Origin of the sequence: Rhodococcus sp. 14-2470-1b, assembly GCF_002259415.1 — a bacterium.
Classification (GTDB): Bacteria; Actinomycetota; Actinomycetes; order Mycobacteriales; family Mycobacteriaceae; genus Rhodococcoides.
Genome location: NZ_NPFY01000019.1, coordinates 58907 through 84146, shown reverse-complemented (window position 1 = coordinate 84146; position 25240 = coordinate 58907). Strand labels below are relative to the sequence as shown.

Below are 25240 nucleotides of genomic sequence, written 5' to 3'. Positions count from 1 at the left end.
GTAACTAGGAAAGTACACTCCCTCTTGACGCGAATCAATGGTTTTCAGTGGTTCAGGTCACAAATCTTTCGAACGAGAAGGAGACGGCTGTGCCGGACACCTCCAAGACGGGGCGCCCACGCGACCCCGACCTGGAACGACGCGTGTTCGATGCCGCCGTCGACATCTTCGGAACCCAGGGATGGGCCAAGTTCTCCATCGAAGCCGTCGCGCGTCAGGCCTCCGTCGGAAAGGCGTCGATCTACCTTCGGTGGCCGAACAAGAACACCCTGCTGCAGGACGCCATCGAGGACCGCATTACCGTCGTCGCCACTCAGGATTCCGGTGACATCAAAGCCGACCTCCTCGAACTCGCCCGTCAGACCATGCGGCTCTACCTCGGCGGAGCAGGACGAGCGATTTTTCGCATGGCCATCGAGGGGGATTCCATCCCCGGCGTCACCGATCAGTTCGCGCTCTTTCGTGACTCGCAAACCCTCGCGGCACGCGAGATGGTCCGCAAAGCCATCGCCCGCGGCGAGCTCCCCGCCGACACCTCGGTGACGCTGCTGCTCGAAACCTTGCTCGGCGCAATCATTCTGCACACCCTCAGTACACCGAAAGAGCTGGACGACGCAGTGCGGGCGCACTCCGAGGAGTACGCCCGCAACTTGGTCGACCATGTACTGCGAACTACGCGCTGACGATCCCGCGCGCCGCGAGGTCGGTGAGCTCGTCTGCGCTCAAGGACAATTCAGCCGTCAAGATCTCGGCCGTATGCTCCCCGATTCCGGGCACGCCGTCGTACACCGGGCCGTCGTAGCTCTTCATGTGCAGGACCGGACCCGGCATCAGGACCTTCCCCAGAACGTCGTTGCCGGTGATCTCCACCAATGTCCGCTCCAAGAAGTGCGGGTCCTGCACCACATCGGAGGCGTCGTTCACAGCGGCGCTCACCACCTCGAACTTCTCGAGCACTTCGAGCACCTCGGCACGCGGCATGCTCTTACACCAGTCGATGACCATCTTCTGCACGTCGTCGTTGTTCCGTAGGCGATCGGCATTGGTGGCGTAACGAGGGTCGTCGATGACCTCCGCTTTGCCCATCGCAGCGAACAACCGCTTGGCGATGGCCTGATTCGACGCAGCGATGGACAGGAACTTGCCGTCCTCGGCCTCGTAGATGCCGCGAGGGGACGCGGCTCCGGTCGAGTTGCCGATACGCTGCTGGATCTCGCCCGTCGCGGTGTACTTGAGGAACATGTCGCCGACGATGAACATCAGCGGTTCGTACAGCGCGACGTCGACTTCCTCACCGATACCGGTCTTTTCCCTCTTGAACAACGACATCGCGACGCCCATCGCTGCCGACAAGCCCGCGATGGAGTCGGCGAAACCGAACGGCGGCGAGGTGGGAGGCGAGTCCGGCCAGCCGTTGACGTTTGCGAATCCACTGGCTGTCTCGGCGACAGTGCCGAAGCCCGGTAGAAGGCGATTCGGTCCGGTCTGGCCGAAACCGGACACCCGAGCCAGAACGAGCCCGGGGTTGTCCTTCGACAGTTCCTCGAAGCCGAGACCCCACGCCTCAAGGCGTCCAGGTCTGAAGGACTCGATCACGACGTCCGCGCCGGCGATGAGACGCTTGACCAACGCTCGCCCTTCGGCGTCGCGCAAATCGATTCCCACCGAGCGCTTTCCTGCGTTGAGACGCGAGAACCCGAGAGACAAACCTTCCTTCTGCGGAATCCACTGCCGTGCATAATCACCCGACGCCGGGTCCTCGACCTTGATGACCTCCGCGCCGAAGTCACGCAGCATGCGCCCTGCCGTCGGCGCGGCGTACATCGTGCCGAGCTCGACGACCTTGATGCCCGCGAGCGGACCGGTAGCGCCCATCAGATCCTCCACTGGACGTGCTTGACCTCTAGGTATTCCTTCATGCCCCACTCGCCGAGCTCACGGCCGACTCCGGACTTGCCGTAGCCGCCGAACGGGGCGTCGGGGCGCATCGAGCCGCCTCCGTTAATCCACACCGTTCCGGCCCGGACCTGCTCCGCGACCCGCCTGGCCTCGATTGGATCGTCGCACCAGACGTTCGCCGCGAGACCGTAGTCGGTGTCGTTGGCGAGACGGATCGCTTCCTCGGTGTCGGAGAACGGCACGATCACCGCGACGGGTCCGAAGATCTCCTGCTGCACTGCCCGTGCACTGTGCGGGAGTCCGCCCAGCAGAACCGGATTCACGAACCACCCCTTCTCCGGCAGCGGCTTGGTGACCTGTAGCAGCTTGGTGCCGCCCTCAGCGACGGATCCGTCGATGAATCCATTGACGCGAGCCTGATGGTCGGGGCGGATCATCGGTCCGATGTTGGTCGCAGGATCCCACGGGTCGCCGACGACCATCTGATCGAACGCCGATGCGCCTGCTTCGAGGAACTCGTCGTACACGCTGTCGTGTACCAGAAGCCGAGCGAGCGCTGCACATCCCTGGCCGCCGTTACGTGCCCAGCGAAGGTGCATCTCGACGGCGATCTTCTTGACGTCGACGCCCTCGAGCACGATGTTCGGGGACTTGCCGCCGAGTTCGAGCGTCACACCCGTCAGGTTGGCCGACGCCTGTTCCATGATCTTCGCGCCGACGCCGTCGGACCCGGTGAACGAGACCCGATCCACGCCGCGGTGAGACGAGAGCTGCTGTCCCACATCGGCGCCGCCGATGATGACGTTCATGACGCCCGGCGGCAGGCCGGATTCCCTGATGAGGTCGCCCAGGAACAGGGTGGTGAGCGGGGTCCGCGGCGACGGCAGCAGCACGACGGTACAGCCCGCAGCCAGCGCGGCACCGAACTTGAAGATCGCGAGGTTGAGCGGATAGTTGTATCCGGTGATGGCGGCAACGACGCCGACTGGCTGGTGCACGACGTCGCTCATCGTCGGAACCGGCTTGTCGTACTCCCCCAGGTGGATCGTGCGGTCGGTCTTCGCAGCCTCCGCAGCCCAGCGCAGGTGCTCGTCGACGGCCATCTTCACCTGCAGGTACGACGCCAGCGATACCGGGCATCCGACCTCGTTGACGATCGAGGGCAGCAACCGGTCCGCGGCCTTCTCCAACGCGTCGGCGAAGCGGTGGATGTGCTTCGAGCGCTCTTCACCGCTCAACGCGGACCACGCCGGAAATGCTTTCCGCGCTGCGGCTACTGCGTCATCGACCTGGTTGCTCGACGCTCCCCCGACGGTCGCGATGACCTCTTCGGTAGCGGGGTTGTAGACGTCCCACGTCTCACCCTGAGGCTGGGCGTCGGTGTCGCCGATCAGAAGCGTCCTGGTGTCCGGTACCCACTTCTGGTCGATCTCTGCCACTGCAGTCATCTCACACACCTTCATTCTGGAAATTGGCGGGCAACTTGGCCATCAAGCCGACGCGCTCGAGTACGCAGACGATCTCGTCGCGCTGGTTGTAGCCGATGTGCTCGAACCACACGATGCCGGAATCGTCACGGCTCTTGGATTCGCGCTTGTTCTTGATGGTGGTCTCGGCGCGCAAGGTGTCGCCGTGGAACACCGGATTGGGAAAAGTGATCTTCTCGTAGCCGAGGTTGCCGAGGGTGGTGCCCATGGTCAGCTCGGGTACATGGAACGCACCGATCAGCGCAACGGTGAAGAGACTGTTGAACAGTCGCTGGCCGTGGATCGTGCCCTTGCAGAACTCGGCGTCGAGGTGCAGCGGCTGGATGTTCATCGTCAGCGAAGTGAACATGACGTTGTCCATCTCGGTCACGGTTCGGGTCATCGCATGCTTGTAGTGCTTGCCGACCTCGAATTCTTCGAAATACAAGCCTCGCATTTACTTCTCGCCTCTCTTGGTGATCGCTTCGGCGCGCTCCAGCCACTGAACTGCTTTGTCGTAGTGCGCCTTGTCGATGTGCAGACCTCGGTAGCGCAACGCGCCGGTCCCCTGCGCTTCGGCCTTTTCGTACGCTTCGGCCAAGCCTCGGTAGAATTCGATATCCTGCTCCGACGGGCTGAACACTTCGTTGACGGTCTCGACGTGCGACGGGTGGATCGCGATCATGCCGCGGAATCCGAGCTGACGGCCTTTGACCGCGAATTCCCGAAGACCGTCCAGATTTTCGAGGTCTTCCCACAGTCCGGTCAGCGCGTGGATCTTCGCTTCCCTGCACGCAAGGAGAACCCGGCTACGCAGATAGAGGGTTTCGAGTCCCTCGGGCGTCCATTCGTATCCGACCTCGCGGGCGATATCGGCGTGCTCGGCGGACGGGCCGATCATCGCGCCCACGCGCGGCGATGCCGTCGCGACTTCCAGGCAGTTGTGGATCGCCTTCACGGTCTCGACCGGCACGATGTACTCGAGGCCGTCGACACCGTTGCGTGCCTCGAAGTGGTCAAGCAACGCGTCGTACTGCAGGACGTCGACTGCCTTTTCGATCTTCGGCGCGAACACTCCGGTGAGGCCGGGAACGACGACGGCTTCGAAATCGGCGCCGGTGAGCCTCGTCGCAAGTGGGTTGACGCGAACGAACAGTCCCACATCGGGATTGGTCTCGCGGACCCGCGCGATCGACTCGGCGACCGTGTCACGCGCCGACTCCTTCTCTGCCAAGGGCACCGAGTCCTCCAGATCGAGTACGACGCAATCCGCGCCGGACGCGACGGCCTTGTCCACCCAGCGCGGGCGGTGACCAGGCACGAACAGGATCGAACGGTAAGGCTGCATGTCACTCCCCTTCAGTAGCTACGCGGCAGGCCGAGAACATGCTCGGCGGTGTAGTTGAGGACCATCTCCTGGCTGATCGGCGCGATCCGCATCAGACGGGATTCGCGGAAGTACCGTTCGACGTGGAACTCCTTGCCGAAACCGAATCCGCCGTGCACCTGAAGCGCGGCGTCGGCGGCGAAGAAGCCTGCCTCGGCGCACAAGTACTTGGCGGCGTTGGCCTCTCGTCCACACGGGAGCCCGGCGTCGACCATCCACGCGGCCTTGTCGACGACGGCGGTCGCAGCGTCGAGTCGGATACGCGATTCGGCGAGCTGGAACGCGATGCCCTGGTTCTTGCCGATGGGCCTGCCGAACACTTCTCGTTCCTTGGCGTACTGGGTGCCGCGGCGCAGCGCCGCTTCACCGATGCCGAGAGCGGCGTTGGCCGAGATGACGCGCTCGGCGTTCAGACCACCGAGGATGGTGCGGAACCCGTGGCCTACCTCGCCGACGACGTCCTCGTCGGCGACGAACAGTTCGTCGATGAACAGTTCGTTGGTGTCGACGGCATTACGACCCATCTTCGGGATCGGACGAATCTGGACTTTGCTGCGGTCCATGTCCGCGAACAGCAATGTCATTCCTGCGGTGCGCTTCTCGCCCTCGATGCGCGGGCTCGTACGCACCAGAAGCAGCATCTTCTCCGCTTCCTGTGCCTTGGTGATCCACACTTTCTTGCCCGACACCAGGAATCCGCCGTCGACCTTCTTTGCGAACGTCTTGATGTTGGTGGTGTCGGTACCCGCATCGGGCTCGGTGACGGCGAACGAGGTGTGCAGTTCGCCGGTGACAACACGCGGAAGGTACTTCTTCTTCATCGCCTCACTGCCGTGATTGATGATCGGCTCGAATCCGAAGATGCCGATATGGACGGCACTGCATCCGCCCATTCCCGCTCCGGACGCGGAGATCTCACGCTCGACGATGGCCGCTTCGGTGACGCCGAGTCCACCGCCGCCGTACTCCTCGGGAACGGTCAGCCCGAGCCAACCACCCTCGGCAACAGCGTTGTAGAAGTCCCACGGAAACTCGTGGCTGTCGTCGTGTTCCATCCAATAATCGTCGGGGAACGCCTTGCAGAGCGTCTTGACCGCGGCACGGATGTCCTCGTGTGTGGGGTCGGAAGAGTAGTCCATGTGTATCTCCTGCGCTAGGCGACCGGCACCGCAGTGCGATCGAACGTGTCGGCGGTGATGCCCTCGTCGCGCAGAACTGCCTTGCGGACCTTCTCGGACGGAGTTTTGGGAAGTGCGTCCAGGAAACGGACGTAGCGCGGTGTGGCGAAGGCCGGGATTCGGCCCTTGCACCAGTCGAGAATCTCTGCTGGATCGGCTTTTTCGCTGACCACAACGGCAGCGAGCACCTCGTCCTCGCCGGCCTCGACATCGGCGGGTACACCGATGACGGCGCATTCGACGACGGCCGGGTGTGCGAGTACGGCCTGCTCCACCTCGTAGGAGCTGATGTTCTCCCCGCGCCGCCGCAACGCGTCCTTGTAGCGGTCGACGAAGTAGAACCAGCCGTCCTCGTCCTTGCGCAATGCGTCGCCGGTATGGAACCAGAGATTGCGCCACGCTTCGAGCGTCTTCTCCGGCATACCGTAGTAACCCATGCTGCAAGTCCACGGCTGGACCGGGCGTACGACGAGCTCTCCGACTGCACCGACAGGTACTTCACGGTCGGTCTCGGGGTCGACGAGCCTGATGTCGAACCAGTCCGACGCCACCTTGCCTGCCGCGCCGGGCGGAATCTTCTCGCCGTACGGAGTGAGGATCGGTGCACACGTCTCGGTGAGTCCGAAAGCGTTGACGAAAGCCTCTATGCCGTAGCGATCTTTGAACTGCTCGACGACGGTGTCCGCGATCGGGGCTGCGTACACGGCGCGCAGTTGATTGTCGCGATCGTTGCCCCGCGGAGCCTGTTTCCACGCGAAGTCCATCATGACGCCGACGAAATTGGTGACGGTGACGCCGGAGTCGCGGACCATGTCGATCCATCGGCTCGCACTGAACTTGGGGTGGACCACGGCACTGGCGCCCGCGACGAGCGCCGGATAGACGGCCATGAACTGGGCGTTGCCGTGGAACAACGGCGTCGTCGTCATGTAGCGATCGGATGGAGTGAGCCGCGTCAGCGACACGACTTCCTGCGCGAAGAAGTACAGCTGCGAGTGCGGCATCGCGACGCCCTTGGACGGCCCCGTCGTGCCCGAGGTGAAAAAGATCGCCCCGAGGTCCTGCGCGCGCGGCGCGGGAACGGTGACGGGTGTGCCCTTCTCCAATTCGTCCCAGGCATCGGCCTGCCAGCCGTGCGCGCGCAGCAGCGCGATTGCCCTGTCCGCGGTACCGGTGTCGATCACCCAGAACTTCTCGATGCCGTGGCTGTGCTCGGCGATGGCAACGAATCGCTCGGCGAACGTGTCGTCGATGACGGCCCAGCGAGCACCGACCGTGACGATCTGATGGCGCAGGAATTCGCCTTCGTAGTTGGTGTTGATCGGGACCTCGACGGTCCCGCCGACGGCGGCAGCGAACCAACTACGTACCAGCCGTGACGAATTCATTGCCATGATGACGACGCGGTCACCCTGCTGCGCTCCCGCGGCATGCCACGAGCCCGCGATTCGCTCGGCAGCGCCGAGAATCTCGGAGTAGGTGAACTCCAGTTTCTCCTCGGGCGTCACCAGGAAGGTGGCGTCGGGCGTGGCCGCGGCGTGGGTGCGCAGCACGTTGTCGAGCGTCCACCCTTCGGGGTCCACGAAGCCCGGGTGCAGATCGGTGTATGTCTGGCTCACTTGAAGTCCCGGAACGGCTCGAGGGCCAGCATCGACGGAACGACATCCTTGCCGAGACGCTCGATCGCGGCGATGGTCTCGTCACCATCCATCGTCGGCCACTGGGGGCGTAACAGCAGAGGGTCGACCGGCAGGGTGGTCACCAGATCGGTGAGCTTGCCGACGACGTCGTCCGGGGTACCGACGATGACGTGGTCGGAAACCGACTCGGCGAACTGACCGGCGAGATCGCGGCCGGCCATGACGTCGAGCCCCTTGGCCGCGTAGGTGAGATACCGGCCCTGAGCGACACGGGCGTACTCGACCATCGCCTCTTCCTTGCTGTCTGCCACAAGGACGTTGCGCCGAAGCGGCTGGAGGCCGAATTCCTTGCCGCGCGCCTCGAACAGATCCTTGACGACGCGGTAGCGCTCCTCGACCTCGTGCTTCGGGGTCTCGGGCGGCACGGCGTAGGCGTCACCGTACTTTCCTGCTCGACGCACACCGCCCATGGCGTGCGCGCCGATCCAGATCGGGACATGCGGTTGCTGAACGGGATGCAGGTGCGGTTTGACGCCGTCGAGCTGGAAGTACTTGCCCTCGAAGGTGACCTCGTCCTGCGTCCACAGCTGCTTCATGACCTGGAGAGATTCGTCGAACCGCCCGGCGCGCTCCTTGTACGGAACCTGGAGATAGTCGAACTCCTCTGGTCGGTAACCCAATCCGGCGCCGAAGATCAACCGGCCTTCGGTGACGACGTCGAGGGTCGCGATCTCCTCGGCAAGCATGACCGGGTGATACAGCGGGGCGATCATGATCTGCGTGACGAGCTTGGTCGTCGGAGCGACGTGCGCCGCAAGGCGAGCGAGCAGCGGCACCGGCTGGAGCCAGCGCAGATCGCCGTAGAGGAAGTGCTGCCCGATGGCGATGTAGTTGAATCCGTTGTCCTCCGCGGTCTCGACGATGCGGAGGATGTCCTTGAACTGCTGCGCCGGCGTCACCGACTTCGGCACGTCGCTGAGCAGTAAGCCGACCTGAACCATGAGAGTCCCTTCTGATGTGGCGCGCTTATTGCGCGGTGAGGCCGCCGTCGACGGGGATGGTGACGCCAGTGATGTAGCTGGCGTCGTCGCTGTTGAGGAACGCGATGACCGAGGCGATCTCCTCGGGCTCGGCGCCGCGGCCGAGCGGAATCGTCGCGACGAAATCGGCCGTCAGCGCCGACACGTCGGATCCGGGCTCGCGGCCGAAGAACTGCGCAAGCATCGGCGTCTTGACCTGACCCGGGCAGATGACGTTGACGCGGATTCCGTCTTTCGCGCCGTTGAGCGCGAGCGCGCGACCGAACGGTACGAGCGCTCCCTTGGTCATCGAGTAGATGGGGCTGAACGGCGATCCGATGAGAGCCGACGTCGAGGAGGTCAGCGTGACCGAGCCCTTGCCGCCTGCTTTCTTGAGCAGTTCGAATCCGAGTGTCGTCGAGTAGTAAGCGCTCTTGACGTTGACGTCGATGTTCTTGTCCCACGTTGCATCGTCGACTTCGAGTCCGCCCGGACCCGGCATGCCGACCTGAGCGTGAAGTGCATGCAATACGCCCTTCTCGGCGTCGATCTTGGCGAAGAGCGACTTCAGGTCGTCGTTGTTCGTGGCGTCGACGGTCACTGCTGTCGCCTGTCCGCCGTCGGCTTCGATTTCCGCGGCTACTTTCAGTGCAGCTTCCTCACTGAGGTCGGTCACGTAGACGAACGCCCCCTCGGAGGCGAGACGGTGGCTGATGGCACGGCCCATGCCGGATCCTCCGCCGATGACGGCGGCGATGCGACCTTCATAACGCTGCATTTCTTGTACTCCTTCTCAAGTTACTTCGTTATTCAAGCGCGTTGGTCGAACGAACGTCCCAGTAATTCGGAAACTATTCGGGTTCGCTGCATGGTCGGCGTTCCACCGGCGAGCGCCCAGCCGTGCGCGTCACGGTGCATGCGCTCGATGCCGAATTCCTCGGTGTAGCCGTTGCCGCCGTGAAGCTGCATCGCGAGATCGGTAACCTTCTTCGCCATCTCGTTGGCAGTGCACTTGGCAAGGGAGACGTGCAGCGAGTTGGGAAGCTGTTCCCCGTCGATCACCGATGCAGCGGCACGCTGCAGCAGCAGCCTCGCGGCATCGACCTGAAGCGCCATGTCCGCGATCGTCATCTGTACGGCCTGGAACTCGATCAACGGCTTACCGAACTGCGTCCGCTCCTGCACGTAGCGGATCGACTGGTCGAGTGCAGCCTGGCCGAGCGCAAGACTCATCGTCGAATTGCCGAGTCGCTCGATCGAGAACGCGGTGAAGAGCGTGCGGAAGCCACCGGGTTCGACGACGATGTTCTCCTTCGGGACGGCGACGTCGTCGAAGTAGATGTCTGCCGAAGGGATGCCGCGGAAGCCCATGAGCTTTTCACGGGCGCCGTAACTGACGCCTTCCCGGTCGGCTTCGACGAGAACAGCGCCGATCCCCTTCGCGCCCGGGGCATCGCTCATGCGCGAGTAGACGAGGTACACGTCGGCCTCGGATCCGTTGGAGATCCAGCGCTTGTTTCCACTGACTCGGACGGTATCTCCGTCTACCGTTGCTTTGGTGGTCAGGTCCGTGGCAGCAGAGCCCGCGTCGGGTTCGGAGATCGCCACGGCCATGGTCAAGTCGCCGGCGATGATTCCCGGGAGGAATCGCTCACGCTGTTCATCCGTTCCGATCCGAGCGATCACCTGGGCTGGGCCGGTGTTCGCCTCGAAGATCTGGAATGCGGCGGGCCTGCAGTGGTAGGCGAACTCCTCGATGACGTTGAGCGCCTGCTGAAGTGGGGCACCTCCTCCACCGAAGCGCTCAGGGAGTGCGATCCCGAGGAAGCCGAGCGACCCGAGGAACTTCCGTTCTTCGAGCGGGAATGCAGTTCTCTCCGCATCCCACTGCGCAGCTTTGGGAGCGTACCGCTCAGTGGCGACCTTGGCGGCCACCTCTTTGATGGCGCGCTCGTCGTCGGTGAGTGTGCTGGCAGACATGGCCACCTCTTTCATGCTCATGATTATACTAATCCGGTGTGACCTACGGTACAAGATCTCACCCGTCGGCCGCTAGGTTCATGCTAAACATAATCATGAATAGTTCGCGAGCTTTCCAGAAACCTGCTTCAGGAGGGTTTTCATGACACGAGCAGTCATCGTCGACGCCGTTCGGTCGCCCATGGCCAAGGGCAAAATCGGAGGTGGACTGTCGCACCTTCATCCCGCCGATCTTCTCGGTCAGGTGCTGAGGCAATTGGTGGACAGATCCTCGCTCGACGCGGGTCTGCTGGACGACGTCATCATCGGGTGCGTCGGAGGCAACGGTGAGCAATCGGGAACACCCGGCCGTCAAGCAGTACTGTCCGCGGGTTTCCCGGTACACGTGCCGTCGGTGACGGTCGAACGCAAATGCGGCTCCGGCCAGCAGGCACTGGATTTCGCCGTCCACGGCGTCGTGGCCGGTGCGTACGACATCGCGATCGCAGGCGGGGTCGAATCGATGAGCCGGGTCCCCATGGGCAGTGCACGCGGCGACGCCGATCCGTTCGGCGAGGGTGTTCGAGAGCGGTTCCCAGTGCTGGTGCCGCAGGGAGTCGCCGCGGAACTCGTCGCACAGAAGTGGGGAATCTCCAGGTCGGAACTCGACGAATACTCCGCTCGCTCCCACGCACGAGCCTCGGAGGCGGACTTTGCCGGCGAGATCGTGCCGGTCGGTGGCCTCGTCGCCGACGAAACCATCCGAACGGGCACAACGGCCGAGAAGCTCGGCGGACTGAAAGCCGTGTTCGGCACCGACGAGCGTCGAGCGCAGTTCCCTGACCTCGACTGGACCGTCACCGCCGGGAACGCGTCGCAGATCACCGATGGTGCGGCGGCCCTGTTGGTGATGAGCGAGGAGCGGGCCTCGCAGTTGGGTCTGCGGCCCCGGGCCAGAATCGTCGCCTCCGCGGTGATCGGCGACGATCCTCTACTGATGCTCACCGGCCCGATCCCGGCGACCGAAAAGGTGTTGAAAAAGGCGGGTTTGACGCTGGCCGACATCTCCGCTTTCGAGGTCAACGAAGCATTTGCCTCGGTACCGCTGGCATGGGCGAAGGAACTCGGCGTCGATCAGGACGTGCTGAATCCCGTCGGTGGCGCCATTGCACTAGGGCATCCATTGGGTGCGTCGGGCGCCCGCATCATGACCACGTTGATCAATCACCTCGAACGTACCGGTGGCCGTTACGGATTGCAGACCATGTGTGAAGCAGGCGGAATGGCCAACGCAACCATCATCGAGATACTGAAGTAAGGAGTCGGTTCATGGATCTCACCAATTCTTCCGCGGTCGTCACGGGCGGGGCGTCCGGCCTCGGACTCGCGACGGTCAAGCGGTTCGTCGCCGCAGGCGTCAACACTGTCATCGTCGATCTGCCGCAGTCCGCCGGCAAGGACGTGGCGCAGGAGCTCGGCGACTTCGTGCAGTTCGGTCCCGCCGACGTCGCCGATCCCGACGCCGTCGATGCGGCGTTGGATCTCGCCGAAGCTCGGGCTCCCATTCGGTCGGTCGTGCACTGCGCAGGCCGCGGCGGAACCGTTCGGGTCGTCGAAAAAGACGGAACACCAGGCTCTCTGGAGCTCTACACTTCACTGATCCAGACGAATCTGATCGGCAGCTTCAATGTCCTCAGGCTCGCAGCAGCTCGGATGGTCCGCAACGAACCGGTCGACGGTGAGCGCGGCGTCGTCATCATGACGGCATCCGTCGCAGCGTGGGAAGGTCAGATCGGTCAGATTCCGTACGCGTCGGCCAAAGCCGGTGTTGTCGGCATGACGTTGGTTGCGGCTCGCGATCTGTCTCGTAAGTTGGTTCGCGTCAACAGCATTGCGCCCGGAATCTTCGACACCCCGATTCTGTCCCGGTTCTCCCAAGAAATTCGCGACGGCTTGGCCGCCCAGATCCCCCACCCCGCGCGCCTCGGCGACGCCGACGAGTACGCCAAGCTCGCCCTGCACATCGTCGACAACGCGATGATCAACGGCGAAGTCATACGCCTCGACGGGGCGATCCGGATGGCACCGCGATGACGGTCCTTGTGAAGCAGGTCGACGGGGTGCAGGTAGTCACGATCGCCCGGCCCGAAGTGCGTAACGCGATCGACACCGCCACCGCGCAGGCCATCGCCGACGCCATGGACGAGCTGGATGTCCGCGACGATCTCGTCGCGGGTGTCATCGCCGGTGAGGGCAAGAGTTTCTGCACCGGAATGGATTTGAAGGCCTTCCTCGCCGGTGAGAAGCCGTCGATTCCGGGGCGAGGATTCGCGGGAGTCGCCGAGACTCCCCCGGCAAAACCGCTGATCGCTGCCGTCGAGGGCCACGCCATCGCCGGAGGTTTCGAGATCGTGCTTGCCTGTGATCTCGTCGTGGCGTCGGAGACAGCAATTTTCGGCCTCCCCGAAGTCAAGCGAGGTCTGCTCGCCGGCGGCGGCGGGTTACTCCGGCTGCCCGACCGGGTCCCGCGCGCACTCGCCGTCGAATGGTGCCTCACCGGCGATTTCATCAGCGCACAGGAAGCCAAGGACGCCGGCCTGATCAACCGGCTCACCCCAGCGGGAGAGGCACTGGAGGTCGCGCTGGAGCTGGCGAAGAAGATCGCGAAGAACGGCCCGATGGCTGTGCGGGCGACCAAAGAAATCATCACCAAGGCGCGCGACTGGTCCAACGACGAGCAGTTCGCGGAGATGTGGAAGATCTACGAGCCAGTCCGAAGCTCGGAAGACGCCCGCGAGGGGGCATCGGCGTTCAAGGAGAAACGGACTCCGGTCTGGCGAGGGCGCTGAGGTGGTCGCGATCGTCACCGGTGCCGGAAGCGGGATAGGCAGAGCCGTCTGCCTCGAACTCGCGCAGGCAGGTACGCAGGTACTCGCCGTCGACATCGATCTCGCAGGCGCCGAAGAGACCAGTCGGATGTCGGACGGCACCGTCGTCGCGCACCGCGCTGACGTGTCGAATCCAGCTGAGGTCGAGCAATACGTGGCCGCTGCGGTCGACACACTCGGCATTCCGGATCAGTTCTTCAACAATGCCGGGATAGCAGGAGCCAACCGAGCGATCGTGGACATGACTCCAGGCGAGTGGTCGACCACGATATCGGTCAACCTGAACAGCATGTTCTACGGACTGAAGTATGTTCTTCCACACATGATCACGGCGGGCAGGGGACAGATCGTCAACACAGGATCCATCGCGAGCCTGCAAGGAGCAGCCAAGCGCGCGGATTACGTAGCCGCGAAACACGCGATTCTCGGACTGACGAGAACTGCTGCAGCCGAGGTCCGTGACCACGGAATAGCTGTGAACTGCATCTGTCCCGGGTCGACCGACACGCCCATCATCGGCAAGTTCAGAGCGCTTCTCGCTCGCGACGGTCAAGCAATCCCGGCCCTCGGTGTCGGGGGTCGCGGTATGGCAAGTGCCCAAGAGGTCGCGCGCACAGCAGCTTTCCTTTTACGAGACGACGTCCCGTTCCTCACGGGGTCGGCTATTTCCGTCGACGGTGGTGCATCGGGGCAGTACTGAATGTCCGATTCTATTGCTTCGCATCATTCGTATAGATAGAGTTGCTTGCATCACACTCTTTCGAGCGGAGCATCTGTTTTGACGAATCCTGTAGGCAATCGCCTGTTCACGCTGGTCGAGATACCTGCGGTAGTGGGACTCCTCGCAATGATGGTTCATACCGTCGCAAATGCATTCTCTCGCACTGTGTTCGGGGATCCCATATCTGGCACTCTCGAACGAGTCCAGTACTGGTACATGCCCTTGGTCGTCCTACTGGGCTTCGTGATCGCGATGCATCGTGGCGAACACGTGTGGGCCGATATGTTCTTCACACGGTTCCCTGCGGCCGCCAAGCGGTACGTTGCCGCAAGCGCAAGCATCGTGTGCGCCGCGGTCTGCATCCTTACCGTCGCCTACTCGTTCGATCACGCGCAACACAATCGCGACATCGAACTGACGGCTGGACTGACCGACATCGCAGCGTGGCCATTGACGTACCTCGTCCCGATCACGTTCGCGCTCTTCGCCGTACAGTACGTACGTCTCGGATGGAAACAATTGCACGACAAAGATATCGACGATTCCGGATCCACCTTCGCCGTCTCCCCCGAATCCGACCAAGCTGCTGACACAGAGAAGGCACGATGACCGCCGTAGCCACGCGCGAACCCTCGAAACCGATGCCAGGTCGAGTTCGAGCAGGCCGCCTCCCGAGCGGGAGCGTCACCCTTGCAGTATTCGTCGCGGCGGCCGTCGGGTCCACCGTAGGCATGTTCCTCGGCGGATCGAAAGAGACCATCGGTGTCCTGTCGATCATCCTGCTGCTGAGCCTGATCTTCCTGCGGATGCACATCGGTTTCGCGCTCTTGGTGTCCGCGCTCATGGGAATGTGGGCTCTGCGCGACTTCGGTGTCGTCACAAGCACCGTCAGCAAACTGCCGTATCACAATGTTGCGCAATGGACGTTGAGCGTCGTCCCGATGTTCGTGTTCATGGGTCTGCTGCTGTGGCGATCCGGAGTGACCGAGAAGCTCTACGACGTCGCACGGACCTGGCTAGGGTGGATGCCCGGCGGGCTGGCAGTCGGCACCAACCTCGCGGGAGCTGGCCTCGCCTCGGTCAGCGGTTCGACAGTCGGGACTACCTATGCGTTGGCACGTATCGGCATCCCCGAGATGCTCCGAGCGGGTTACGACAAGCGTCTGGCCATCGGATCCGTCATGGCAGCCGGATTGCCCGGCCAGCTCATACCACCCTCGATCACCCTCGTAGTGTTCGCCGGGATCGCTGAAGTCCCGGTCGGAGAACAACTCTTGGCCGGAGTCGGACCCGGTGTGGCAGTGGCGGTCTTGTTCAGCGTCGCCCTGATGATTGCTGCATCGATTGTCAAACCGAGGACACCTGAGAAGGTGGACGTCGCCCCGGAATCCACGGGTGCCAAGTGGCGTGCACTGGTTTCGGTGTGGCCGGTCCCGGTCCTCGTGCTGGTGGTCGTGGTCGGCATGTTCTCCGGCGTCTTCACCGCTACCGAGGCCGGCGCCGCTGCTGCGATGGTTGCGCTGTTCGTCGCACTGTTCGCACGTCGCCGCGACCGCCCATTCGCCGCAGTCAGCGAGGCGGCAGTGAGTGCCGTAGCAAGCACCGGATCGATCTTCCTGATGCTTCTCGGCGCAACGGCATTGTCCAGAATGCTTCCATTGACCGGACTGACGACCGGGTTCACCGACTGGACAACCAACCTCGGTTTGACGGCGTGGCAGTTCCTCGCGTTGATGACTGTGGTCTACCTCGTGATGGGGATGTTCCTCGACGCCCTCGCGATGATGCTCCTGACGGTGCCCCTGCTCATCCCTACGCTCGCCTACCTCGACATTTCGCTGCTGTGGTTCGGTGTCTTCGTCGTCTTCATGGGCGAGCTCGCCGTCATCACTCCGCCCGTCGGCATCCTGTCCTACATCATTCACGGCGTAGCGCAGGACCCAGAAGTGAACCTCGGCAACAAGATCAGTCTGCGCGACGTCTTCGCCAGCGTTGCATGGGTGATGCCGATCGCGCTCGTCTTCGTCGTCCTGCTGATCGCGTTCCCGCAAGTCGCAACATTTCTTCCGAGCCAGATGGGTGGATAGAGGTTGAACGTGTTCGGTTTACCCAAAGCACTGTCCTGCATGGCCATTGCCGCCACCGTGGTCGTGGTGACCTCTTGCACCACAACGACCGAATCGAACAGTGGTGGCCCCGGCATCGAGTACGGCGCCACCCTGGATCAGTACCAGGCTGCCTTCGGCGACATCGAACCCGTTCACCTGTACGCACAAACACCCGGACCTCAGGGCTCGTTCGTCAGCGACAAGATGGAGATCTACTACGACGCAGTCACCGAGTGGTCGGGCGGGAAGGTGACCTTCGATATCTTCTACGCCAACGCCATCGCGGGAGCCAGTGAGATCGACGACGCATTGGGTGACGGCCGAACGGACATCGACGGCTTCGCCGTCGCGAACCAACCGGCCGAGTACCCGGCGGTCAACACGTTGGTCAACGCGTCCTTCCTCGGCGATATGTCTCCTATCGCAGGCATTCTCCAGTCGCACGCGTGGTTGCTCGAGTCCGCCTACGCAACAGAAGAAGTCGCGCAGGAATTCGCGGACAACGACATGCACCTGTTGATGCCGTCGTACAACGGGGGCGGCATGGCGCTACTGTGCACCGAGGAGGCGCAGACCCTCGACCAACTACGGGGACGTCAGATCTCTGCTGCAGGCCGGACTCAAGGCGCACAGATCAGCGGGTTGGGCGCCATACCCGTGAGTGCGTCGTATTCGGAGCTGTACGAGAGCCTGCAACGCGGCGTGGTCGACTGCACCGCGACCTCGGTGCAGAACGCAGTGCTGGGCGGGTACCTCGGTCTGACACCGGAGGTAGTCATCGATCCGGCCGCTGGCTTCGCTTTGACCTTCGGGTCGGTAGCGCTCAATGAGAACCGTTGGAACAGCATGCCGCTTCTCGTTCAGCAGTTGCTGTTCGATCGACTCGACGTCTTCCTCGAAACCAATATCCGCACGTCGTGGGATGCAATGGTGCAAGGAGTGCACGACATCCAGGACGCAGGCGGGACAATTACCGAATTCGCACCGGATGCACGAGAGCGACTACAGAGCGTCAACGACCAGCAACTCGAACTACTGAAGCAGTCCCCAGCGCTGGACGACGCGGCCACCTCGATGACCGAATGGGCCGCAACCGCCTCGCGGTGGAGCACCCTCGTCCGAGATCTCGGTTACGACGAGACGATGACCTACCCGGAGTTCGCCGACTTCTACGACACCGACGCCATCGATCTCGGGCCCTACGTCGACGCCGTGTTCGACGAGGTTCTACTCGACCACCGCCCGGCCTCGCCGGACACGGAAGCATGAACGATCCCGTTGCCGTCACCGTCGGCGCGGAGCCGGTGACTCGCGAGGCGATCCGACGGTTCGTCGAGGCGCACGAGATGGCCGACCCACGCTTCGTCGACCCAGTCGACCCCATCGCTCCATGGGCAATGCTGTCCTCGTTCTCCATGCCTGCGTACTGGACGCCAGGAGACCCGTCATTGAGCGACGGCGCCCTCCCTCCGTTGCCGTGGGATGCGTGCGGCGTGCCCGCTGCCGAATCCGTCACCAACAGGATGGAATTCGATTACTTTCACCCACTACGACCCGGAGACGTGATCACTACCGAATACCGGGTCACTGGCGTGACGCCGAAACGAACAAGCGTGGGCGACGGCAACTTCGTGGATTTCGAGCTGACCTTCCTACGCCAGGATGGCACTGTCGTCGCACGCGAGCGGTGCAGCGTCTATCGGTACTTCCCGTTCGAGTCCCGACGATGAACGCACCTCTACCGGAGATCCGGCTGCCTCTGACGTTCCAACGGCTCGTGATGTCTGCCGCTGCCAGTCGAGATTTCGCTCCGGCACACATCGACCACGAGGCTGCACGAGCCGGCGGTGCGCCTGGCGCCTACGCAGACGTCATGTTCGTGCTCGCGATGTTCGAACGGTGCGTCGGCGAGTGGGCTGGTACGCGCGCCTCGCTCGAATCGTTACGGGCCGTCACCTTGCACGATTTCGTGCTGACCGGCCAGGATGCCGTCGTACGCGGCGTCATCGCCGACGAGTCCGAAACATCGGTAACCGTCGACCTGATTCTGCTGCAGGACAACGAGCGCCAAGCTGCCACTGCAACGGCAATCATGGTCCGGGATGGTATGAGATGACTACCGCGAATGCGCTGACCGAATCGATGACCGGCATCGCGGCGACCCGCTTCCGCGACACTGCACTGGTCCGTGCGCTCCGGCTCGCCCGAGAAGAGTCCCCCTTCCACCGATGGTTCTATGGAGACCACGCCGTCGATGTCGATTCCGTAGTCGACCAGCGGTCCTTCGCCCGGCACATCCCGGTTGCCCGCAAGGCCGACTATCTCCGCTACCAGGAACTGCATCCTGGCACTGTGCGGGACGACGTTCGCCAATTACACCTGACGAGCGGGACCAGCGGGGTGGGCAGGGAGGTACATCCTCGAACGGCACACGACCTCGCCGCGTTGGGTACCGGCGGTGCCTATCAGTACTTCTGGGCCGGGCTTGCCGCAGGCGAGAAGATCATGCTCACCATTCCGTACTCGCAGACCATGGCCGGGCCGTACTTCCAGGCATCCGCTCTCGCTGCCGGTCTCGTTCCGGTCAACGCATTCACCGGATCGACGGCCGAGCGCATCGACATGCTGCAACGTTTCGGCTGCGCCGGCATGTCCATCACGCCCTCCTACCTACACCGCATGACAGCCGAGGCCAAGCGTCTCGGGATCGAGCCGAAGCGCTCTGGTTCTGCGCTACGAGCAATCTTTCTCTCCGGTGAGCCTTACGGGATCGAGTGGGCGGAGTCGATGCAGGAGTTCTGGAGCGCCACAGTCCACGAAGGGTGGGGTGCAACTCAGACCCTCGGAGTGGTGATGGCGACCAGAACCGGTGCGATCGAGGAACACGGACGCGGCGTCCTCCACGGCATCGGACACCGTTGTCTCATCGAGGTCCTCGATCCAGACGGGGTCTCCGTAGCTCCTGGTGAGCGCGGCGAGATCGTGGTCACGACCCTTCGGACCCGTGGGTTGCCGAGCATACGATTCGGGATGGGCGACAGCATCCGGTTGCTGCGCGACGGCTTCTTTCCGGAGTTCGAGGCAGGATCGATCGGTCGCATCGACGACATGATCAAGATCAAGGGTATGAATATCTGGCCGAGCGCTGTGGATGCGGCGGTGCTCCGTGGGCCCGTACTCGACTACAGAGCGATTGTTCACACTGCCGATAACGGCAGCGAGTCCGTCGACTTGCAGCTGGAGATCGACGCGGCTGCCGACGTCGACCCGAACCTGATGGCGGATATCGCGGAGACGATCAAGCGCACTGTCGGAATCTCGATGTCGATCTCTGTGCTACCCACCGGGACACTGGACGAACAGCACTTTAAGTCCCGACGCTGGACCGACCGAAGGGCAGTGCGATGACCGACTCGATCGAGCAAGAATTGGGCCGTGCCCGGGCTCATCTCGACGCCGTAACGCAGTTGGTGGCCGAACTTCCAGAATCCCCGTTGCTTATCCAGTTCTGCGAACGAATCGACGCGCTGGTCGACGAGTTCACTTGGGAACTGGGCGCACAACCCTGACTCTGCCACTATTTGATGAGGACTCCCGCATCGACGGGGATGGAAATACCGGTTACGTAGCGTGATTCGTCGCCCGCCAGGAAGAGCACCGCGTTGCTGACATCGTCCGGCTCGACACACGGAATGTCGAGTACGTGCATGTCGTGCAGGAGCGGAACCACCTGTTCCCGAGTGGGTGCTTCCTCGTCGGGAAGGAACAGCCTGTAGATCGCGTCGTTCAACAGCATCCGAGTCTCGACGTTGGTCGGGTTCACCGTGTTGACACGGATGTTCTGCGGGCCGAGCTCGTTCGCGAGGCTCTTCATCAACCCGAGGACACCGTGCTTGGCTGCGGTGTAATGGGCGTTGTACGGCAGACCTTTCGTTCCCGCGACGGAGCTGATGAGCACCATCGAACCGCCCTCGCCGCCTTTCAGGATGTGCGGAGTGGCGACCGTCGTCGTGTTCCACACGCCGGTCAGGTTGGTGTCGATCATGTTGTGCCAATTCTCGGCGGACAACTCGTGCGTCACACCGCTACCCGCAATTCCCGCATTGGCTACCACTACGTCGAGTCGGCCGAGTTCGCCTACTGCGGAATCGACGGCTGCACGTAGCGCCTCGAGGTCGCGGACATTCGTCTTCGACGCCACGATCCGACGGTCGAGCTTCTCGACCGCCCGCACCGTCTCCGCCAGGTCGTCCTCCGTCGCAAGGTCGTATCCGACGGTGTCGACGTCCTCGCATGCGTCCACTGCGATGATGTCGGCGCCTTCGGCGGCGAAACGCAGTGCGTGGTTACGACCTTGTCCGCGGGCAGCACCGGTGATGAGGACTACTTTGCCGCTGAACCTGCTCATGCGCCCAAAGCCGCTTCACCCAGGAACGCCAGCACCACCGAGGAGTGCGAGCGGGCTTCCTCGGCACCACCGGAGTACACGGAGTCGCCACGATTGACCACGACGACATCGTCGGCAACCCTGAGCCCCGCTTCGGCGTTCTGCTCGACCATCAGCACACCGAGCCCGCGGTCGGCGATCTCGCGGACACTTGCCATGACGGTGTCGACCACGGCGGGCGCAAGACCCATCGACGGCTCGTCCATCATGATGTACTTCGGATCGGACATCAGTCCACGTCCGAAGGCAAGCATCTGCTGCTCACCACCGCTCAACAGTCCTGCAGGCCCGTCCTTTCGCTCACGAAGAATCGGAAACAGTTCATACGCGAGTTCGGTGTTCTTCTCGCGCTTCTCCCTGGTCGAGGTGTATCCACCGATACGCAGGTTCTCCGCCACGGACAACGACGCGAAGACTTGACGACCCTCCGGTACGAGTGAGATTCCGCGTCGCACCACTTTGTGGGCCTTGACTCCGACGAGGGAAACATCATCGAGAACGATGGTGCCCGACGTCGGTTCCACCAAGCCGGCGATGGTTCGCAGCGTCGTACTCTTACCTGCTCCGTTCGCCCCGAGAACCAGCGTAATTCGGCCGGGTTCGACCGTCAGGCCGATGTTCGTGACCGCGCTGACCTTGCCGTACTGGACGTGGAGGTCACTGACTTCGAGCATCCTGCGCTCCTCGCTTCCCGAGATAGGCTTCCTGAACACTTGGTTCGCGCACGACGTCCTGCGGCTTCCCTTGCGCGATCAGTACGCCGAAATTCATTGCGATCAGCGTGTCGCAGGTATCGACCATCATCTGCACGTCGTGTTCGACGAGAAGTTGCGTCAGGCCTTCTTCGCGCAACTTCTTCAACAGCTCCGATACATCCTCGCGTTCGGTCTTGTTCATGCCCGCTGTCGGCTCATCGAGCAGAAGAAGTGTGGGCGACATGGCAATTGCGCGGGCGATCTCCACCCGGCGCTGCAACCCATAGGACAGCTCCCCTGGCCTGATGTCCTCCAAGCCCGAGAGCCCAGTCCGCTCCAGCGCCTCCGCGACCGCATCTTTCGAGCGCTTCAGCAAGGCCTTGCGCCCGAGCAACAACTCGCGAAGGCCACCTTCCTCGGAGCCGAGGTCCGCCCCCAGAGCGACGTTCTCGCGAACGGTCAGGTCCGGCAGTAGTCGTACCGTCTGAAATGTGCGGGCAATGCCGAGCTTGGCGACCTTCTGCGAAGACACCTTCGCAAACGGTTCGCCTTCGAACGTCAAGGCACCGCGTGTCAGGGGCGTCAATCGAGTGATCGCCGCCAACAGGGTGCTCTTGCCGGATCCGTTCGGTCCGAGGATGCCGAATATCTTTCCTCGGGTGATGTCGAAGGAAATACCGTCGACAGCCTTGATGCCGCCGTAGTGGACTGCGACGTCGTCTATTCCGAGCACCACCTCGGTTGTGGCGTGGCGAGCGACAGTCTCTCGTGACACTGCGTCGGTAGTCACGGTTTATCCCCTATCTCGGCTAGAGCGAGTTCCTCGACCGTGTCGTCGGGTTCCTTCTTACGAGCAACCCCTGCGAGTCTTTTGGCCTTGGACTTCCGAACCAGATCAAGGGCGGTTCCGTAGATCCCGCCCGGTACGTAGACGGCAGCGATCGCGACGATGATGCCGTAGACGATGGCCTGGTACTGCCCGACGATCTCGAGGTAGTACGGCAGCCATGTGAAGATGATCGCGCCGAGGACGATGCCGAGCCACGAGCGCCCGCCGCCGACGATGATGATCGTCAACCCGAGAACCACCAAGGGGAATCCGATGCTCTCCGGCGCCACGGTCGTGCGCAGTAATACGTTGATCGCGCCACCAAGTGCGCCGATCAATCCACTGATCACGAAGGAGCTGATTCGATAGCGAGAAACGTTGACACCCATGGATGCGGCCAATTCCGGATCTTCACGGACCGCGTCGATTCTACGACCGAGACGACCTCGTTCGCTCAGCGCCAGAAGCGCGACGACGAGCACCGTGATCGCGATGATGTGCCCGATGGTCAACTGGGGGAACGCCAGTGCGCCGAACAGTCCGACCGACGCGCCGGTGAGCGAGCCACCGTTGTGCGCGACGACCGTGATGATCAGATCGAAGGAGACCGTGGCCATCGCCAGGTAGAGACCGTTGAGACGCTGAACCAGCAATGCCAGCAGAAACCCGATCACTCCGCAGACGATCATGATGGCAGCAATCGCGGCGAACGAGCTGAACCCGTACCGGATCACGAAGATCGCGGCGCCGTAGGAACCGAGACCGTAGAACCCGGCGCCTGCGAACGAGAACACGCCCATGCGAAGCTGGACCTGGATGCTCAGAGCCAGAAGAAGAACGGTGAACGTGCTCTGGAACAGAACGATATGCGTGAAATAGAACTGACTCATACCCTTCGCACCTCCTTGCGGCCGAAGAGACCCTGCGGGCGAAGCAGCAGGACGAGGAAGATCATGCCGAAGCACACGGCGTCGACCCAGCCACCACCGGTGAATCGCAACACCAGAGTCTCCGACAACGCCAGAATGTAGGCGCCGGCAGCGACACCGGCCGTGCTCCCGACGCCACCGAGGATGATGACCGCAAATGCCTTGATCAGCAGTGTCTCACCGCTTTCCGGAGTGATGGCGCCGAGATTGAACGTGAGCAAGGCGCCCGCGAGACCGGCAAGACCACCGGCAAAGGCCATTGTGGACAGGGAGAGCTTTCGACGGTCGACTCCCATCAACGCTGCCGTTTCGGCATCGACACCGATGGCACGGAGCGCAAGTCCTGCCATGGACTTGCGCAGCCATATCGCCATCCCGACCGTGAGAATCACGGCGGACAGCACGATGATCAAACCGGTGTTCGAGATGCGAAGACCGAAGAGCGAGAACACCTTCACTGCATACGAACTGTTGGAGAATCCGAACGGTTCGGACTTGGTGACGTACTGGGCGATCGCGAGCGGGATGGCAGCAACGCCGATGCCGCCGATCAGAATTTGCAGCTCTGCGATCCGATGAGTCTTTGCCCTCCGCAGAATCGGTTGGAAAGCAAGCACTTCGATGGCTGTGGACAACAACGCACCCACGAACACCGACACCGCAATGACGCCGATCATCGGCAGCTGTTGGTCCTTGACCACCAGGTATCCGACGAACCCCGCGAACATGAAGATCGCGCCGTGCGCGAAGTTGAGGATGCCGACGGTGCCCCACACGAGGGACATGCCGAGACAGAACAGTACGTAGATCGATCCGAGTATCGCCGCATCGATGAGTGTCTGGCCCATGGTTTCAGATCACCTCTTCCGTGAACGTTCGGTGACCGTCATTCCGCCAGCAACCCTTCTGCGGTCCCGTCCCACTCGACGACAACTCCCGCCACTCGCTGGTCGTTGCCTTCGAACGTCACCGGTCCGACGGCGCCGTCGAATCCGGCCGTGGCCACGGCGTCGAGACCGTTCTTGATGTCCTCACGCGAGGCGCCGCCCGATTCCTTGATGGCCCTGGCGATCATCCATGCCGCGTCGTAGCCTTCGGCTGCGTAGTTGAGCGGGTTCTTGCCGTATTTGGCGTTGTAAGCCTCGACGAAGGAGACCGAAGACGGTGCGGTCTGAAGGTAGTTGAAGTCCGTCGCCCAGAACATTCCCGCGCCTGCAGGCCCTGCGGGCGCGAGGTTTCCGGCGCCTGCGGCGGGATTTCCGACGGCTGGGCCGTCGAAGCCTGCTTGGCGCAGCTGCGACATCGCGGTGGAATTCTGCGCACCGACGAGGAGGAACACCACGGCATCCGGCTTTTCGCCGACGATCTTGGTGATGGTCGACGCGAAGTCCTGGGTGGTCGACTGCACGCTGGTGCTCGAGAGGATCTCGAGATCCTCACTCTCCTGCAACGCGGGGAGTTGATTCTCGGCGATCTCCGCCAGTGTCGGCTGGCCTGCGTTGTAGAGCACGCTGATTCGCTTGGCGCCGAGGGTCTTCAGATGATCGATCGCCTTGGGGAAGTATGTCTCCTGGGGTGCGGTCGATCGGAACGTGTAGTCGCCGATGACGACACCGGCACTACCGGACTGGGTGAACACGACAGGAGTCTTCGACGACTCTGCTATCGGCGCCACCGCCACGGACTGCGCACCGGACACGGTGCCGAGGATGGCGGCGACGTTCGGGTTCGCAATCCCTTCGGTCACCTGACTCGCGGCTGTCTGGGCGTCGCCTGCGGTGTCGCGACTGTCGAGCTTCAGCGTGGAGTCGCCGAGGAACTTCTGCTCGTTGATCTCTTGGACGGCGAGTTCGATACCTTCGAGCTGGGAACCTCCGACGTACGCGAGCGTTCCGGTCTTGTCCGTCGTGGAGAGCACGGTGATCTCGGCGGGCATCTCCCCCGAGGCTGTTGCACCGGATGGGCCTGACCCACTACATGCTGCCATCGACAGCATGGCTCCGGTCAGCCCGAACAGGACCAGCCTGCCGGGACCCGTGGTGAACTTCATGGCTCCTCCTATTTCATGGCAATGA

27 protein-coding genes are annotated in these 25240 nt (G+C 62.7%); 12 read left to right on the top strand and 15 right to left on the bottom strand.

Features of this window, described 5'->3' with window-relative positions; all coding sequences use genetic code 11:
* Positions 1-89 precede the first annotated feature (89 nt).
* Positions 90-683 carry a TetR/AcrR family transcriptional regulator gene (locus tag CH293_RS14650; RefSeq protein WP_094654322.1) on the top strand — a complete coding sequence of 198 codons (594 nt, stop codon included), beginning with the start codon at positions 90-92 and terminating at the stop codon, positions 681-683.
* Here the strand turns inward: CH293_RS14650 and CH293_RS14645 are convergent.
* Genes CH293_RS14645 through CH293_RS14605 form a run of 9 tightly spaced genes read right to left on the bottom strand, consistent with a single transcriptional unit; the run spans position 673 to position 10569 of the window.
* On the bottom strand, positions 673-1875 hold the full coding sequence (locus CH293_RS14645) for a CaiB/BaiF CoA-transferase family protein (protein ID WP_176460013.1): 1203 nt from the start codon (positions 1873-1875) through the stop codon (positions 673-675). The genes CH293_RS14650 and CH293_RS14645 overlap by 11 nt on opposite strands.
* Positions 1875-3347, bottom strand: coding sequence for an aldehyde dehydrogenase family protein (locus CH293_RS14640; RefSeq protein ID WP_094720765.1), 1473 nt, complete (start codon positions 3345-3347; stop codon positions 1875-1877). Before CH293_RS14640 ends, CH293_RS14645 begins: the two co-directional genes overlap by 1 nt.
* A gap of 1 nt (position 3348) precedes the next feature.
* The gene (locus CH293_RS14635; RefSeq protein WP_094654319.1) at positions 3349-3822 is read right to left on the bottom strand and encodes a MaoC family dehydratase; all 474 of its coding nucleotides are present in this window, start codon (positions 3820-3822) and stop codon (positions 3349-3351) included.
* The gene (locus CH293_RS14630) at positions 3823-4713 is read right to left on the bottom strand and encodes a CoA ester lyase (protein WP_094720625.1); all 891 of its coding nucleotides are present in this window, start codon (positions 4711-4713) and stop codon (positions 3823-3825) included.
* Between the two features lie 11 nt (positions 4714-4724).
* Positions 4725-5891, bottom strand: coding sequence for an acyl-CoA dehydrogenase family protein (locus CH293_RS14625; RefSeq protein ID WP_094720624.1), 1167 nt, complete (start codon positions 5889-5891; stop codon positions 4725-4727).
* Positions 5892-5905: 14 nt separating this feature from the next.
* Positions 5906-7549, bottom strand: a complete 1644-nt coding sequence (locus CH293_RS14620) for an AMP-binding protein (protein WP_094720623.1) — start codon at positions 7547-7549, stop codon at positions 5906-5908.
* A complete protein-coding gene (locus CH293_RS14615) occupies positions 7546-8571 on the bottom strand; it encodes an LLM class flavin-dependent oxidoreductase (protein ID WP_094654312.1) in 1026 nt (341 codons plus the stop codon). The genes CH293_RS14620 and CH293_RS14615 overlap by 4 nt, the downstream gene beginning before the upstream one ends.
* Before the next feature lie 25 nt (positions 8572-8596).
* On the bottom strand, positions 8597-9367 hold the full coding sequence (locus tag CH293_RS14610) for an SDR family NAD(P)-dependent oxidoreductase (protein WP_094720622.1): 771 nt from the start codon (positions 9365-9367) through the stop codon (positions 8597-8599).
* 32 nt (positions 9368-9399) lie between these two features.
* Entirely contained in the window at positions 9400-10569 is a 1170-nt protein-coding gene (locus tag CH293_RS14605; protein ID WP_176460012.1) for an acyl-CoA dehydrogenase family protein, read from the bottom strand.
* A gap of 142 nt (positions 10570-10711) precedes the next feature.
* On the opposite strand from CH293_RS14605, the gene CH293_RS14600 reads away from it, so the two are divergent.
* The 11 genes from CH293_RS14600 to CH293_RS28210 all read left to right on the top strand — a co-directional run bounded on the left by CH293_RS14600 (position 10712) and on the right by CH293_RS28210 (position 19834).
* Positions 10712-11866, top strand: coding sequence for a thiolase family protein (locus tag CH293_RS14600; RefSeq protein WP_094720620.1), 1155 nt, complete (start codon positions 10712-10714; stop codon positions 11864-11866).
* 11 nt (positions 11867-11877) lie between these two features.
* Positions 11878-12642 carry an SDR family NAD(P)-dependent oxidoreductase gene (locus CH293_RS14595; RefSeq protein WP_094654304.1) on the top strand — a complete coding sequence of 255 codons (765 nt, stop codon included), beginning with the start codon at positions 11878-11880 and terminating at the stop codon, positions 12640-12642.
* Complete coding sequence (locus CH293_RS14590) at positions 12639-13397, top strand: crotonase/enoyl-CoA hydratase family protein (RefSeq protein ID WP_094654302.1); 759 nt, start codon at positions 12639-12641, stop codon at positions 13395-13397. Before CH293_RS14595 ends, CH293_RS14590 begins: the two co-directional genes overlap by 4 nt.
* 1 nt (position 13398) lies before the next feature.
* The gene (locus CH293_RS14585) at positions 13399-14136 is read left to right on the top strand and encodes an SDR family NAD(P)-dependent oxidoreductase (RefSeq protein ID WP_094720619.1); all 738 of its coding nucleotides are present in this window, start codon (positions 13399-13401) and stop codon (positions 14134-14136) included.
* A gap of 147 nt (positions 14137-14283) precedes the next feature.
* Entirely contained in the window at positions 14284-14766 is a 483-nt protein-coding gene (locus CH293_RS14580) for a TRAP transporter small permease (protein WP_369597566.1), read from the top strand.
* Positions 14767-14798: 32 nt separating this feature from the next.
* The gene (locus tag CH293_RS14575) at positions 14799-16244 is read left to right on the top strand and encodes a TRAP transporter large permease (RefSeq protein ID WP_094654445.1); all 1446 of its coding nucleotides are present in this window, start codon (positions 14799-14801) and stop codon (positions 16242-16244) included.
* Between the two features lie 9 nt (positions 16245-16253).
* Positions 16254-17534 carry a TRAP transporter substrate-binding protein DctP gene (gene dctP / locus CH293_RS14570; protein WP_255122878.1) on the top strand — a complete coding sequence of 427 codons (1281 nt, stop codon included), beginning with the start codon at positions 16254-16256 and terminating at the stop codon, positions 17532-17534.
* A complete protein-coding gene (locus tag CH293_RS14565) occupies positions 17531-17995 on the top strand; it encodes a MaoC family dehydratase N-terminal domain-containing protein (protein WP_094654295.1) in 465 nt (154 codons plus the stop codon). Before dctP ends, CH293_RS14565 begins: the two co-directional genes overlap by 4 nt.
* Entirely contained in the window at positions 17992-18381 is a 390-nt protein-coding gene (locus CH293_RS14560; protein ID WP_094627788.1) for a MaoC/PaaZ C-terminal domain-containing protein, read from the top strand. Before CH293_RS14565 ends, CH293_RS14560 begins: the two co-directional genes overlap by 4 nt.
* Entirely contained in the window at positions 18378-19673 is a 1296-nt protein-coding gene (locus CH293_RS14555; RefSeq protein ID WP_094627789.1) for a phenylacetate--CoA ligase family protein, read from the top strand. Before CH293_RS14560 ends, CH293_RS14555 begins: the two co-directional genes overlap by 4 nt.
* Positions 19670-19834, top strand: a complete 165-nt coding sequence (locus tag CH293_RS28210) for a hypothetical protein (protein ID WP_019663133.1) — start codon at positions 19670-19672, stop codon at positions 19832-19834. The genes CH293_RS14555 and CH293_RS28210 overlap by 4 nt, the downstream gene beginning before the upstream one ends.
* A gap of 8 nt (positions 19835-19842) precedes the next feature.
* Here the strand turns inward: CH293_RS28210 and CH293_RS14550 are convergent, their stop codons facing one another.
* From CH293_RS14550 to CH293_RS14525, 6 genes are read right to left on the bottom strand one after another with little or no spacing between them, the layout of a single operon-like run.
* Entirely contained in the window at positions 19843-20673 is an 831-nt protein-coding gene (locus tag CH293_RS14550) for a mycofactocin-coupled SDR family oxidoreductase (protein WP_094720616.1), read from the bottom strand.
* Positions 20670-21386: an ABC transporter ATP-binding protein gene (locus tag CH293_RS14545; RefSeq protein WP_094720615.1), complete on the bottom strand. Its 717-nt coding sequence runs from the start codon at positions 21384-21386 to the stop codon at positions 20670-20672. The genes CH293_RS14550 and CH293_RS14545 overlap by 4 nt, the downstream gene beginning before the upstream one ends.
* Positions 21370-22197: an ABC transporter ATP-binding protein gene (locus CH293_RS14540; protein ID WP_019663130.1), complete on the bottom strand. Its 828-nt coding sequence runs from the start codon at positions 22195-22197 to the stop codon at positions 21370-21372. Before CH293_RS14540 ends, CH293_RS14545 begins: the two co-directional genes overlap by 17 nt.
* Positions 22194-23126, bottom strand: coding sequence for a branched-chain amino acid ABC transporter permease (locus tag CH293_RS14535; protein ID WP_019663129.1), 933 nt, complete (start codon positions 23124-23126; stop codon positions 22194-22196). Before CH293_RS14535 ends, CH293_RS14540 begins: the two co-directional genes overlap by 4 nt.
* On the bottom strand, positions 23123-24013 hold the full coding sequence (locus tag CH293_RS14530; RefSeq protein WP_019663128.1) for a branched-chain amino acid ABC transporter permease: 891 nt from the start codon (positions 24011-24013) through the stop codon (positions 23123-23125). Before CH293_RS14530 ends, CH293_RS14535 begins: the two co-directional genes overlap by 4 nt.
* A gap of 38 nt (positions 24014-24051) precedes the next feature.
* On the bottom strand, positions 24052-25215 hold the full coding sequence (locus tag CH293_RS14525) for an ABC transporter substrate-binding protein (RefSeq protein WP_094627791.1): 1164 nt from the start codon (positions 25213-25215) through the stop codon (positions 24052-24054).
* Between the last annotated feature and the right edge of the window lie 25 nt (positions 25216-25240).

Coding starts and splice junctions, on each gene's coding strand:
- CH293_RS14615 (WP_094654312.1), bottom strand. CDS start 8,571: ATGGTTCAGGTCGGCTTACTGCTCAGCGACGTGCCGAAGTCGGTGACG.
- CH293_RS14555 (WP_094627789.1), top strand. CDS start 18,378: ATGACTACCGCGAATGCGCTGACCGAATCGATGACCGGCATCGCGGCG.
- CH293_RS14595 (WP_094654304.1), top strand. CDS start 11,878: ATGGATCTCACCAATTCTTCCGCGGTCGTCACGGGCGGGGCGTCCGGC.
- CH293_RS14560 (WP_094627788.1), top strand. CDS start 17,992: ATGAACGCACCTCTACCGGAGATCCGGCTGCCTCTGACGTTCCAACGG.
- CH293_RS14550 (WP_094720616.1), bottom strand. CDS start 20,673: ATGAGCAGGTTCAGCGGCAAAGTAGTCCTCATCACCGGTGCTGCCCGC.
- CH293_RS14525 (WP_094627791.1), bottom strand. CDS start 25,215: ATGAAGTTCACCACGGGTCCCGGCAGGCTGGTCCTGTTCGGGCTGACC.
- CH293_RS14530 (WP_019663128.1), bottom strand. CDS start 24,013: ATGGGCCAGACACTCATCGATGCGGCGATACTCGGATCGATCTACGTA.
- CH293_RS14565 (WP_094654295.1), top strand. CDS start 17,531: ATGAACGATCCCGTTGCCGTCACCGTCGGCGCGGAGCCGGTGACTCGC.
- CH293_RS14630 (WP_094720625.1), bottom strand. CDS start 4,713: ATGCAGCCTTACCGTTCGATCCTGTTCGTGCCTGGTCACCGCCCGCGC.
- CH293_RS14600 (WP_094720620.1), top strand. CDS start 10,712: ATGACACGAGCAGTCATCGTCGACGCCGTTCGGTCGCCCATGGCCAAG.
- CH293_RS28210 (WP_019663133.1), top strand. CDS start 19,670: ATGACCGACTCGATCGAGCAAGAATTGGGCCGTGCCCGGGCTCATCTC.
- CH293_RS14590 (WP_094654302.1), top strand. CDS start 12,639: ATGACGGTCCTTGTGAAGCAGGTCGACGGGGTGCAGGTAGTCACGATC.
- CH293_RS14645 (WP_176460013.1), bottom strand. CDS start 1,875: ATGGGCGCTACCGGTCCGCTCGCGGGCATCAAGGTCGTCGAGCTCGGC.
- CH293_RS14580 (WP_369597566.1), top strand. CDS start 14,284: ATGATGGTTCATACCGTCGCAAATGCATTCTCTCGCACTGTGTTCGGG.
- CH293_RS14535 (WP_019663129.1), bottom strand. CDS start 23,126: ATGAGTCAGTTCTATTTCACGCATATCGTTCTGTTCCAGAGCACGTTC.
- CH293_RS14610 (WP_094720622.1), bottom strand. CDS start 9,367: ATGCAGCGTTATGAAGGTCGCATCGCCGCCGTCATCGGCGGAGGATCC.
- CH293_RS14640 (WP_094720765.1), bottom strand. CDS start 3,347: ATGACTGCAGTGGCAGAGATCGACCAGAAGTGGGTACCGGACACCAGG.
- CH293_RS14545 (WP_094720615.1), bottom strand. CDS start 21,386: ATGCTCGAAGTCAGTGACCTCCACGTCCAGTACGGCAAGGTCAGCGCG.
- CH293_RS14625 (WP_094720624.1), bottom strand. CDS start 5,891: ATGGACTACTCTTCCGACCCCACACACGAGGACATCCGTGCCGCGGTC.
- CH293_RS14575 (WP_094654445.1), top strand. CDS start 14,799: ATGCCAGGTCGAGTTCGAGCAGGCCGCCTCCCGAGCGGGAGCGTCACC.
- CH293_RS14605 (WP_176460012.1), bottom strand. CDS start 10,569: ATGTCTGCCAGCACACTCACCGACGACGAGCGCGCCATCAAAGAGGTG.
- CH293_RS14635 (WP_094654319.1), bottom strand. CDS start 3,822: ATGCGAGGCTTGTATTTCGAAGAATTCGAGGTCGGCAAGCACTACAAG.